We start from the raw sequence: 11,264 nt of genomic DNA, 5'->3' as shown, positions 1-11,264 counted from the left end.
CGCCGAAGAGCGTATTACGCCATCGCCGCCATGCGCGCGGCGATCTTCTCTTCCTCGGTCCAGACCTTGCGCACGCGCTCCTTCGTCGGCTTGACCTGCTTGACCGGGCCACCGCCCAGTACCGGCGCGCGCTTGGTCGAGTGGCGCGCCACTTCGCAATGCCATTCGTGATCGTCCTGAACGGTCAGGGTGCGACCGATCTCGCGCTCGACGTCGTGAAGCCAGGCGCGCTGTTCTGCGTCGCACAACGTGATGGCAAAACCGCTGCGGCCTGCGCGACCGGTCCGGCCGATCCGGTGGACATAGCTTTCCGGGAGGCTGGGCAGGTCGTGATTGAAGACATGCGTTACCGTGTCGACGTCGATCCCGCGTGCGGCGATATCCGTGGCCACGAGAACCTGCACGGTCCCGGCGCGGAAGGCGTCGAGCGCACGCTCGCGCTGGCCCTGCGACTTGTTGCCGTGCAGCGCTTCAGCGGTGATGCCAGCCTCGCCGATGAAGGCGCAAACCTCGTTGGCGATGTTCTTCTGCAGCGTGAAGACGACCGCCTGGCCCATGTCCGGCGTCTGCAACAGGGCCAGCAGCGCGGCCTTCTTGTCGCCGGCATCGAGGAACATCACCGACTGCTCGATCCGGTCGACGGTGGTCGATGGCGGGGCGATCTCGACCTTTGCCGGATCGCTCAGAAGGCTCTCGGCTAGCGCGGCGATCGACTTCGGCATCGTCGCCGAGAACAACAAGGTGTGGCGATCCGCCGGCAGCGTCGCGACGATCCGCTCGATCGGCTTGGCAAAGCCCATGTCGAGCATCTGATCCGCCTCGTCGAGCACCAGCGCCTCGAGCTGCGACAGGTCGCACAGGCCCTGGTCGATCAGGTCGAGCAGCCGGCCCGGTGCCGCGACGATGATGTCGACGCCAGCCTCGAGCGCCTTGACCTGGTGGAACTGGCTGACGCCACCGAAGATCGTCGTCACGCGCGGCTTCAGATGGCGGCCAAAGCTCTCGAAGCCTGCGGCGATCTGCGACACCAGCTCACGCGTTGGCGCCAGGACGAGGATACGAGCACCATTTTTGGGTGCAGGCCGAGAATCGGCAGCAAGCCGGTGCAGCAGCGGCAGCGCGAACGCTGCGGTCTTGCCCGTGCCGGTCTGCGCCATACCGAGCATGTCGCGACCCTGCAGAAGCATCGGTATCGATTGCGCCTGGATCGGGGTCGGGCTGACATAGCCCTCTTCAGTGAGCGCCTGCAGCAAAAATGGCGCAAGGGCGAGATCGGCGAAAGTCATGGTCATTGTCACGCGGCGCCTCCAGCGCTGAGCTAGGCTGCGCCTCGTGAGGCTTAGCGTATTGGCGAGCGCGGGCTGTTAGGTGCGATGCTGCACTGCGTCAACGTGGAATGCTGTTTGGGCAGGCTGAGGTCTGCGCTGACGGAGAGCGGCAGGCGGGCTATGCTCGGCCCGAGCTGGCAAGTCGGCGCTTGCACCCCGCACTTCAATGTATAGTATACGATATCCGAATGGAGATGATTATGCTTGCGAGCCGCCGGGATGTGTTGATGGGGACGACGGCGGTGGCGCTCTTGTCGGTGGGCGAACAGGCGTTCGGCAAGGATACGACGACGCTGTTGCCGCCGCGGGCCAAGCCCCTGCCGCTGTCCGCGGTACGATTGCGACCATCCGTCTACGCGACCGCGGTCGAGGTCAATCGCGCGTATCTGCTGCGGTTGAGCGCGGATCGGCTGCTGCACAATTTCATGGTCTATGCCGGGCTGCCCGCCAAGGCGCCACTGTACGGCGGATGGGAAAGCGATACGATCGCCGGGCATACGCTCGGCCATTACCTGACCGCGCTGGTTCTGATGCATGCGCAGACCGGTGACGCGGAATGTCGTGTCCGGGCCGAGTACGTCGTCGCGGAACTGGCACGGGCGCAGGCCAAGCGCGGGACGGGGTATATCGGCGCGCTGGGGCGCAAGCGTAAGGACGGGACGGTCGTCGATGGGGAGGAGATCTTCCCCGAGGTGATGCGCGGTGAGATCAAGTCGGGCGGGTTCGATCTCAACGGCTCGTGGTCGCCTTTGTATACGGTGCACAAGGTGTTTGCGGGGTTGCTCGACGTGCACGCGGCGTGGGGCAACACGCAGGCGCTGGCTGTCGCGACCGGACTCGGCGCGTATTTCGCAAGGGTGTTCGCAGCCCTCGACGATGCGCAGATGCAGCAGTTGCTGGGGTGCGAATATGGCGGCCTGAACGAGAGTTTCGCCGAGTTGTCGGCGCGGACCGGGGATCGTCGCTGGCTCGATGTCGCGGAACGGCTCTACGATCGGAAAATGCTCGATCCGATGGTCGCGGGTGAGGACAAGCTGGCCAATTTCCATGCCAACACGCAGGTGCCGAAGCTAATCGGCCTGGCGCGGATCCACGAACTGACCGGCAAGCCCGCGCCTGCGAATGCCGCGCGGTTCTTCTGGAATACCGTCACGCAGCACCACAGCTATGTGATTGGCGGCAATGCCGACCGCGAGTATTTCTCCGAACCCGACAGCATCGCCACGCACATCACGGAGCAGACGTGCGAGCACTGCAACAGCTACAACATGCTGAAGCTCACGCAGCAGCTATACGGCTGGGCGCCGGACGGCGCGATGTTCGACTATTACGAGCGCGCGCATCTGAACCATATCATGGCCGCGCAGAACCCGAAGAATGCGGGCTTCACCTATATGACGCCGCTGATGACGGGGTCGGCGCGCGAGTATTCGACACCGGCGGACGACGCGTTCTGGTGCTGCGTCGGTACGGGCATGGAGAGCCATGCCAAACACGGCGAGGCGATCTTCTGGGAGGGCGGCGATACGCTGCTGGTCAATCTCTACATCCCGGCGGAGGCGCAGTGGAAGGCGCGCGGCGCGGTGCTGACGCTGGACACGCGCTATCCCTACGAGCCGGAATCGCGACTGACGCTGACCAGGCTTGGCAGGCCGGGCCGCTTTCCGATCGCGTTGCGCGTGCCGGGCTGGGCGAACGGGCGCGCGACGGTGACGGTCAACGGCACCACGGTCGTGCCGGTGATCGCGAAGGGCTATGCGGTCGTCGAGCGGCGGTGGAAGGCGGGCGATGTCGTCGCGATCACCGTGCCGCTCGATCTGCGGCTGGAGAGCGCGCCGGGCGATCTCGATACGGTCGCGGTGCTGCGTGGGCCGATGGTGATGGCCGCCGATCTTGGCTCGACCGAGGCGAAATGGGAGCAGGCCGATCCGGCGATGGTCGGCGCGGACCTGCTCGCCGCGTTCACGCCGACCGCGACCGGCGACGCGACCTACGCGACGCACGGGATCATCCGGCCCGGCGACCTGAACTTCGTCCCGTTCTACAGCCAGTACGACCGGCGCAGCGCGGTGTATTTCAAGCGGTTCAGCGAGACCGCGTGGAAGACCGAGGAGGCGGCGTTCCTGACCGAACAGGCGCGGTTGAAGGATATCGCCGCACGGTCGGTCGACGTGATGCATCTGGGCGAGATGCAGCCCGAGCGCGATCATGCGCTGACGTCGGAGATTTCGTATCCGGTCAGCTATCGCGGGCGGAATGGGCGCGATGCGCGGTCGGGCGGATTCTTCGAGTTCGCGATGAAGACCCGCGCAGGGCCGCTGGTGTTGCAGGCGACCTATTGGGGCGACGAACGCGCGCGCGATTTCGATATTCTGGTCGACAATGTGAAGGTCGCGACCCAGCATCTCGAGGCGGACAAGCCGGGCAAGTTCTTCGATGTGGATTATCCGCTGCCGGTCGGAATGACGAACGGCAAGGCGAGCGTGAAGGTGCGGTTCGTGCCGCATGATCGATCGTCCGCCGGGCCCGTGTTCGGTGTGCGGATCGTGACCGCCAAGCCGGGTGCCGCCGCATGAGCGAAGACGTGCGGATGACGCTCGACGAGGTGCGGGCACTGGCGTGCAAAGTCCTGCTCGGGGCAGGGCTGTCACGCGCGCATGCCGAGGCGGTGGCGGAGACGATGGTCGCCGGCGAGCGCGATGGCTGCGCGAGCCACGGCATCTACCGCCTGCTGGTCGCGGCGAACAGCATCGCGAAGGGCGTCGTCGCGGTCGATGCCGATCCGGTGGTGAGCGAACCGGCGCCAGCCCTGGTCCGCGTCGATGGCGACGGCGGGTTCGCGCAACTCGCGTTCGAGCGCGGCCGACCGCTGCTGGCGAAGAAGGCGCAAGGGTACGGGATCGCCGCGCTGGCACTCAACAACGTGGTGCATTTCGCGGCGTTGTGGCCCGAGGTCGAGGCGCTCGCGCAGGATGGCCTCGTTGTAATAGCGGTCACGCCGAGCCATGCCTGGGTAGCGCCGGCGGGGGGCACGCAGCCGGTCTTCGGGACCAATCCGATCGCGTTCGGCTGGCCGCGGCCGGGGCGCGAACCGTTCGTGTTCGACTTTGCGACGAGTGCGGTCGCCCGCGGCGAGATCGAACTGCATCGGCGCGCGGGGAAGGCAGTGCCCGACGACTGGGGCTATGATGCAGATGGGCAGCCGACCACCGAGGCGGCGGCGGTGCTGAACGGCGCGATGCGGACGTTCGGCGGGCACAAGGGCTCGGCGCTGGCGGCGATGGTGGAATTGCTTGCGGGGCCGCTGATCGGCGACATGACCAGCCGGGAGTCGCTGAAGGCGGACGCGGCACGTGGCGGGTCGCCGATCGGCGGCGAACTGATCATCGCGATCGATCCCGCCGGGTTCCTCGGCAGTGCCGTGACCGAGCATCTCGCGCGTGCGGAAGCGATGTTCGGCGCGATCGAAGAGCAGGGCGCGCGCCTGCCGTCGCAGCGGCGTTACGCGGCGCGGGCGCGGAGTCTGACCGAGGGCGTGGTGATACCGGCTGCGCTGTACCGCGACATCATGGCGCTGGTTCCAGGAGAATGACGATGAAGGCACTGATCCTGTTGCTTGCGCTAGGCTCCACGGCGGGGGCGGCGATGCCGGCCAAGCCGGCCAAGCCGGCCAAGCCGGCCAAGCCGGCCAAGGCTCCAAAGGCGGCTGCGGCGGCGACGTCTGCGGATGCGCGGTTCAAGGCACTCTACACGTCGGAATATGCATGGCGGCAACTTCAGTTTGCGCAGGGCGAGGACAACCCGAACGCCGCACCCCGCCTGCCGGACGTCGGCCCCAAGGCGCAGGCCGACCGCCTCGCGCGCTGGACCGACGTGTCGCGCCAACTGGCGGCGATCGCCCCCGTCAGCCTCTCGCCGGCCAACCGTGTCAATTACGCCGTCTATGCGCAACAGATCGAAGCCCTGCTCGCCGAGCAACGTTACCGCGACTACGAAAAGCCGCTGACCGCGGACACGAGCTTCTGGGGCGATGTCGCCGAGGGCGCGCGTGGCAATTTCAAGTCGGTGAAGGACTATCGCGATTACATCGCGATGATGCGGCAAATCCCGCGCTATTTCGAACAGCAGACCGGCAACATGCGCGCCGGGCTCGCGCGCGGGTTCACGCCGGCGCGAGTGACTCTAACGGGGCGCGATATCGGCGTTGCGCAGGTCGCGGAGGCGAAGACGCCGCTGGAGTCGCCGTTCTACGAGCCGTTCAAGACATTCCCCTCGACGATCCCTGCCGCCGACCAGGCTGCGCTGAGGGCCGAGGGCGCGGCGGCGATCTCGCAGGCGGTCGTGCCGGCCTATGCGACGCTGCTGAAGTTCCTGCGCACCGACTACATCCCGCATGCCCGCGAGGGGCTGGCGGCGTACGACCTCCCCGACGGCAAGGCCTATTACCAGTCGAAGGTCCACGAATACACCACGCAGGACCTCACGCCGGAGCAGATCCATACGCTCGGGCTCGCCGAGATCGCCAAGATCCGCGCGCGGATGGATGGTGTCATGCGGAGCGTGAAGTTCCAGGGCGACCTGCAGGCGTTCTTCAATCACCTGCGCACCGATCCGCAATTCTATCCCAAGACGCCGAACGACCTGCTGTACCGCGCGGCGTGGATCGCCAAGACGTTCGACGGCAAGGCGTCGTCGTGGTTCGGCCACCTGCCGCGCAGCCGGTTCGCGATCAAGCCGGTGCCCGCGGACATCGCGCCGTTCTACACCGGCGGGCGTGGTGGGCCGGGCATCTATCTGGTCAATACCTATGCCCTGCCGTCGCGGCCGTTCTATTCGCAGGTCGCGCTGACGCTGCACGAGAGCGCACCGGGGCATGCGTTCCAGATGCCGCTCGCTTCCGAAAACAAGGCCCTGCCGGCGTTCCGGCGCGACACGTATCTGTCGGTCTATGGCGAGGGCTGGGCGCTGTATTGCGAAACGCTCGGCGAGGACATGGGGATGTACGAGACGCCGTACGACCTGTTCGGGATGCTGAGCTATCAGGCATGGCGCGCGGCACGGCTGGTGGTCGATACCGGCATCCATGCCAAGGGCTGGAGCCGGAAGCAGGCGCAGGACTATCTGCACGACAATACCGCGCTGTCCAACCACGAGATCGAGACCGAGGTCGATCGCTACATCGCGTGGCCGGGGCAGGCGCTGTCCTATTACATGGGGCAGATGGCGTTCCAGGCGGCGCGGAAAAAGGCGCAGGACAAGCTCGGCGCGAAGTTCAACATCCGCGCGTTCCACGACGCGATGCTCGAAATGGGATCGGTGCCGGTTCCGGTCATCGAAGCGCGCACGGACCAACTGATCGCGGAAGGCGGGAAGGGGCCGTATCCAGACTAGGAGTGAGTGCGCGGCAAGGTTTGCCCGGCACTACTGCGTTTTATGTAGTGGTTGAGTGCTCGCTGTTCCGCATGGGAGATAGCTGTTCGACGTTCGCGTGCGGGTCCGATGCTCGAATCTTCGAAACCGAAACGCCGCCGCGCTTAAAACCATGCACGAACCCCCAGCGCGAGCGCGATGCCGCCGGTGTCGTCGCCATCGGCACGAGCGAAGCGTGCCGTCGCGCCGTAGCGACGCTCCCACGATACGCCAACATAGGGCGCGAACTCGCGTTTGATCTCGTAGCGGAGGCGGAGACCGACTTCGGCGGTCGATAGCCCAGCGCCGATCCGGCTGCCCGGCATGTCCTGCGCGGCGAAGTTCATTTCGACGCGCGGCTGGAGGATCGCGCGTTGCGTGATGCGCTGGTCGTACCATGCCTCGCCTCGCGCGAGCACGTCACCCTTGTCCGACAGGAAGACCGTACCTTCGACATCGAACCAGTACGGCGCGAGTCCCTCCACGCCGACCACGGCATAGGTCCGTTTCGCACCTGCGCCAAGATCCTGGCGGACGCCGGCCTGGAGGTTCCAATAGGGATCCAGCGCCTTCGAATAGAGCACCTGCACTTCCGCGTTGTCGACCCTGTCGGCAAAGCTGCCCTCGCCTTCGGTCTTGACCACCAGGCGGTGGATGTCGCCACCGAACCAGCCTTCGCCGTCCCAGCGATAGCCGTCGCGGCCGTTCCGGACCTGCACCTCGGCGAGGTTGAAAATGACCTGGCTGAGCCGCATGCCGCCATGCTCGTCGCGCATCAGTCGGTTGGCCGTCGCCATCGTCGCGGGATCGTAGAACCGTGCGGCGGCAAGCGTTGTGGGCGGGGCGGGGGGCGGGGCGTCGCCGGCGGCCTGATCGGTACCGGAGGGCGCTACCGGTGCCGGCTCGGATGACGGTGCCGCAGGCGTGCAATGCCCCATCGCTGCGTGTTCAGGCGGGCATGCGTTGGACAGGGGCGCTGCCGATGTCGAACTCGGTGGTCCCGCCGGCGCCGTCATGTCCATGCCGGGCATTGCCATCGGCTTGGCGACCTCGGCGTGAGTCTTTCTCGGTATGGGCTTCGGTTTTTCCGAGGGTTTCGCCTTCACAACCGCCCTGGCCTTCGCGGCCGCCTTCGGCTCCGCGTGCGGTTTTACATCCGGTTTTGCTGGCCCCTTCGCGGGCATCGTCATGCCGGGCATCTTCATCCCGGCCATGTCGTGCATCTGCGCCGCTGCGGGCGTTGCGACCATAAGGATCGGCACGGTCAGCAGGAGCGTCTTCATGCCGCTGCTCCCGGTGCGTCGTCGGCTCGAACCGTGACGACCTGCATCATCCCGGCGTGCATATGATAGAGAAAATGACAGTGGAACGCCCAGTCGCCGATCGCGTCCGCGGTAAGATCGAACGTCGCGGTGCCGCCGGGGGCGACGTTGATCGTATGCTTGCGCGGCGCATGGTCGCCGTGTCCGGTCACCAGTTCGAAGAAATGCCCGTGGAGGTGGATCGGGTGCGCCATCATCGTGTCGTTGACCAGCGTCACGCGGACGCGCTCGCCCGCACGGAACGGGATCGGTGCCTTGACCTCGTTCAGCTTCACGCCGTCGAACGCCCACATATAGCGCTCCATGTTGCCGGTCAGGTGGATCCGCATCTGCCGCGACGGCGCGCGCAGATCGGGATTGCGCTCCAGCGCGACCAGATCCCTGTAGACCAGCACCGTATGGCCGACGTCGCCAAGTCCCTGGGGCGGTTCACCGGTGCGATCCATCGGCATCGGCGCCACCGTCTGGACGGTCGGCGTTTTCGGCAACCCGGGTGCGTTGGAGAAATCGCGCATAGAGTGACTCATGCCGGCCATCCCACCTTCGCCCATCGGTTCGTCGGGCGTGCAGTGCCCCATCGCCGCATGTTCGGGCAGGCACTTCGCGGCTGGCGTACTGGCGGGTGCCGCGTGGTGTTCCATACCCTTCATCCCGGACATGCCCTCCATCCCTGACATGCCCGGCATATCGCCCATGCCCATGTCCTTCATGGTCGCGAGCGGTCGCGTACGCAGCGCGGGGACGGCGGCGATCATTCCCACGCGTGGTGCCAGCGTGGCGCGTGCCAAGCCCGACCGGTCCCAAGCCTCGGCAACCAGCGTATAGGCGATCGGTGCGGCCGGCTCGACGATCACGTCGTAGGTTTCGGCGACCGCGATCTGGAACTCGTCGACCGCGACCGGTTTCACGTTCTGACCGTCGGCTTGAACGATCGTCAGCTTGAGACCGGGAATACGCACGTTGAAGATCGTCATCGCCGACGCGTTGACGATCCGCAGCCGGACACGCTCGCCAGGCTGGAACAGCGCGGTCCAGTTATCCGCGGGGCCGTGCCCGTTGACGAGGTAGGTGTAGGTCGATCCGGTGACGTCGGACACGTCGGTCGGGTCCATTCGCATCCCGCCCCACATCGTGCGGTCCTTCAGCGGCTGATCCTTGCCACTCAGCAACCCGGCGAGCGTCTGCTTCTGGTAATTGAAATAGCCACCCTGCTGCTTCAGTTTCTTGAAGATCGCGTGCGGATGCAGCGGACTGTGATCGGACAGCAGGATGACGTGCTCGCGGTCCGACGCGATCGAATCGGTGCCCGCGGGATCGACGACGATCGGACCGTAATGGCCCATCTGCTCCTGCAATCCCGAGTGGCTGTGATACCAGTAGGTGCCGGACTGGATCAGCGGGAACTCGTACGTGAACGTCGTGCGCGCGGCGATGCCGGGAAAGCTGATCCCCGGCACGCCGTCCATCTGGAACGGCACCAGCAGGCCGTGCCAGTGGAACGAGGTTTCCTCGTCGAGATCGTTGGTGACCGCGAGCTTTACCGTCTGGCCTTCGCGCAGGCGGATCAGCGGACCCGGCACGGTGCCGTTGATACCGATTCCGTGCGCGGGCTTGCCGTCGATCGTCATCATCTGGTGCGCGACCTTCAGCGCGATCGTGTCGCCGGAGACGGTCGGCAGCGGCGTGGTCGTGCCGGCCGTCACCGGTTGCGCCCAGGCCGGCAGCCACGGCACCGCAAGCGCGCCGACACCACATCCCGCGTTCCGAAGAAAGCGGCGGCGATCTTGGTCAATCATGCTGGGCCTTACGCGAGAGTTTCATGCTGAGTATACGCGGCCCGGCTCCGCTGCCCTCAAGCGGACGTCGAAAGTGCAGCGCGCGCACGCCGGACCCGCGTTTCGACCGCCTTCACGCTGATCCCCAGCACCTCCGCCGCCTCGGCCTGGCTCAGGTCCTCGACCGTGCACAGCAGCAGCGGTTCGCGTAGCGCCGCGGGCAGCCGACCGATCGCATCCAGCGTCCGCGCCAGCGTGTCGCGACCGATTGCCGCGGTTTCGACGTTCACGGTGTCGTCCACGACATCGCGCGTCGCGTGCAGCGGCAGGATGTGTGACAGGAAGTTCCGGACGCGCCGCCGCCGCGCCCAGTCGCGACATTTGTTGATCGCGATCCGGGCAAGCCACGCGCGAAGCGACCGCGTCGTATCGAACCGAGCCAGCGCACCATGCGCGGCGACGAACGTCTCCTGGACCAGATCGAGGGCCTCGTCGGCGTCACGGACCTGCGCGACGATCAACCGGTAGAGCGGCTGCTTGTGTCGCATGACGATCGTCGCGAACACGCGTTGCGCGCGCGTCGCCAGATACAGCGAGACGAGGTCAGGATCCGCCAGTGCATCGAGGTCGGCGCTCACGGGGCCGAGGTCAGCGCCCGTACGACGACTGTGTCGAAGGTCGCGGCCTGGTCCGGACGGAGGACGCGGCGCATCGCAAAGACATGCGCGAGTGTCGCCTTCTGCAGCTCCCCCATGTCGTGATGCGACCGATCGATCGCGGCGGCGACCTTCGGCCCGTTGCCATGCTCTTCGGCGATCGCGGACGCCAAGTGCGCGTTGTCGGCGCGAAGCTGCGATTCGTAGCGTTGCCGGGTGACCGAGAAATCGGCTTCGAGCGCGTCGATCGCGGCGTCCTGCCGCGCATCGAGTTCGATGTTCGCGTGGATCAGCGCGTGGATCTCCGACCCGCGATGGCCGTGCGGCAGCATGATCCGGCAACCGATCACGACACCCGCGAGTGCCGCCAGCAATGCGAGCAACATCGTCAGCAGATTGCGCCGCACGGCCGCCGTCATCGGCCGAGCAACAAGGTCGACGGGGCCAGCGAGTCGGTGCTCATCGGGCCGGCGATGGCGGGCTGCACGGTGCCGCCGACCACGCCGCCTCCGACCAGGCCGAGTGCGAGTGCTGCACCGATCGAGAGCCTGCCGATGCTGCGTCGTCCGGCATCGTCGCGTGCCGCGTTGTCGATCGCGGCAAACACATCGGTCTCGATCGACGACAACCGGGCCGGGATCGGCGTGGCGGCCATCGAGGCTAGGCAGGCGTCGACAGGATCTTTCATGGCATGCTCCGGATCTTTCCCTGTCATACGCGGGGCAGGCGGCAAACCCTCACGCAATCGAAGCGGGTGCGCAGGCCGGGACCGTC

9 protein-coding genes are annotated in these 11,264 nt (G+C 66.3%); 3 read left to right on the top strand and 6 right to left on the bottom strand.

All coding sequences use genetic code 11. From position 1 onward, the window contains the following. Window positions 1–14: 14 nt before the first annotated feature. Complete coding sequence (locus IFR23_RS09355) at window positions 15–1,292, bottom strand: DEAD/DEAH box helicase (protein WP_192975624.1); 1,278 nt, start codon at window positions 1,290–1,292, stop codon at window positions 15–17. Between the two features lie 230 nt (window positions 1,293–1,522). Here IFR23_RS09355 and IFR23_RS09350 point away from each other — a divergent pair, with 230 nt between their 5' ends. From IFR23_RS09350 to IFR23_RS09340, 3 genes are read left to right on the top strand one after another with little or no spacing between them, the layout of a single operon-like run. Beyond that, the gene (locus tag IFR23_RS09350) at window positions 1,523–3,904 is read left to right on the top strand and encodes a glycoside hydrolase family 127 protein (RefSeq protein WP_244655544.1); all 2,382 of its coding nucleotides are present in this window, start codon (window positions 1,523–1,525) and stop codon (window positions 3,902–3,904) included. Then, window positions 3,901–4,920: an Ldh family oxidoreductase gene (locus IFR23_RS09345; RefSeq protein ID WP_192975623.1), complete on the top strand. Its 1,020-nt coding sequence runs from the start codon at window positions 3,901–3,903 to the stop codon at window positions 4,918–4,920. Before IFR23_RS09350 ends, IFR23_RS09345 begins: the two co-directional genes overlap by 4 nt. A gap of 2 nt (window positions 4,921–4,922) precedes the next feature. Continuing rightward, window positions 4,923–6,719: a DUF885 domain-containing protein gene (locus IFR23_RS09340; RefSeq protein WP_192975622.1), complete on the top strand. Its 1,797-nt coding sequence runs from the start codon at window positions 4,923–4,925 to the stop codon at window positions 6,717–6,719. A 143-nt stretch (window positions 6,720–6,862) separates the two neighbouring features. Here the strand turns inward: IFR23_RS09340 and IFR23_RS09335 are convergent, their stop codons facing one another. From IFR23_RS09335 to IFR23_RS09315, 5 genes are read right to left on the bottom strand one after another with little or no spacing between them, the layout of a single operon-like run. Beyond that, window positions 6,863–8,020, bottom strand: a complete 1,158-nt coding sequence (locus tag IFR23_RS09335) for a copper resistance protein B (protein WP_192975621.1) — start codon at window positions 8,018–8,020, stop codon at window positions 6,863–6,865. Next, window positions 8,017–9,855 carry a copper resistance system multicopper oxidase gene (locus IFR23_RS09330; RefSeq protein ID WP_192975620.1) on the bottom strand — a complete coding sequence of 613 codons (1,839 nt, stop codon included), beginning with the start codon at window positions 9,853–9,855 and terminating at the stop codon, window positions 8,017–8,019. Before IFR23_RS09330 ends, IFR23_RS09335 begins: the two co-directional genes overlap by 4 nt. Before the next feature lie 56 nt (window positions 9,856–9,911). Beyond that, window positions 9,912–10,472: a sigma-70 family RNA polymerase sigma factor gene (locus IFR23_RS09325; RefSeq protein WP_192975619.1), complete on the bottom strand. Its 561-nt coding sequence runs from the start codon at window positions 10,470–10,472 to the stop codon at window positions 9,912–9,914. After that, window positions 10,469–10,909, bottom strand: a complete 441-nt coding sequence (locus IFR23_RS09320) for a periplasmic heavy metal sensor (RefSeq protein ID WP_192975618.1) — start codon at window positions 10,907–10,909, stop codon at window positions 10,469–10,471. The genes IFR23_RS09325 and IFR23_RS09320 overlap by 4 nt, the downstream gene beginning before the upstream one ends. Further along, a complete protein-coding gene (locus IFR23_RS09315; RefSeq protein WP_192975617.1) occupies window positions 10,906–11,178 on the bottom strand; it encodes a hypothetical protein in 273 nt (90 codons plus the stop codon). The genes IFR23_RS09320 and IFR23_RS09315 overlap by 4 nt, the downstream gene beginning before the upstream one ends. Between the last annotated feature and the right edge of the window lie 86 nt (window positions 11,179–11,264).

The sequence above is a fragment of the Sphingomonas sp. CFBP 13603 genome (assembly GCF_014892665.1).
Taxonomy (GTDB): Bacteria; Pseudomonadota; Alphaproteobacteria; order Sphingomonadales; family Sphingomonadaceae; genus Sphingomonas.
The sequence above is the reverse complement of the archived record's forward strand: the minus strand, read 5'-3'. Positions and strand labels throughout refer to the sequence as shown.

Coding starts and splice junctions, on each gene's coding strand:
- IFR23_RS09315 (WP_192975617.1), bottom strand. CDS start 11,178: ATGAAAGATCCTGTCGACGCCTGCCTAGCCTCGATGGCCGCCACGCCG.
- IFR23_RS09345 (WP_192975623.1), top strand. CDS start 3,901: ATGAGCGAAGACGTGCGGATGACGCTCGACGAGGTGCGGGCACTGGCG.
- IFR23_RS09320 (WP_192975618.1), bottom strand. CDS start 10,909: ATGACGGCGGCCGTGCGGCGCAATCTGCTGACGATGTTGCTCGCATTG.
- IFR23_RS09335 (WP_192975621.1), bottom strand. CDS start 8,020: ATGAAGACGCTCCTGCTGACCGTGCCGATCCTTATGGTCGCAACGCCC.
- IFR23_RS09350 (WP_244655544.1), top strand. CDS start 1,523: ATGATTATGCTTGCGAGCCGCCGGGATGTGTTGATGGGGACGACGGCG.
- IFR23_RS09355 (WP_192975624.1), bottom strand. CDS start 1,292: ATGACCATGACTTTCGCCGATCTCGCCCTTGCGCCATTTTTGCTGCAG.
- IFR23_RS09340 (WP_192975622.1), top strand. CDS start 4,923: ATGAAGGCACTGATCCTGTTGCTTGCGCTAGGCTCCACGGCGGGGGCG.
- IFR23_RS09330 (WP_192975620.1), bottom strand. CDS start 9,855: ATGATTGACCAAGATCGCCGCCGCTTTCTTCGGAACGCGGGATGTGGT.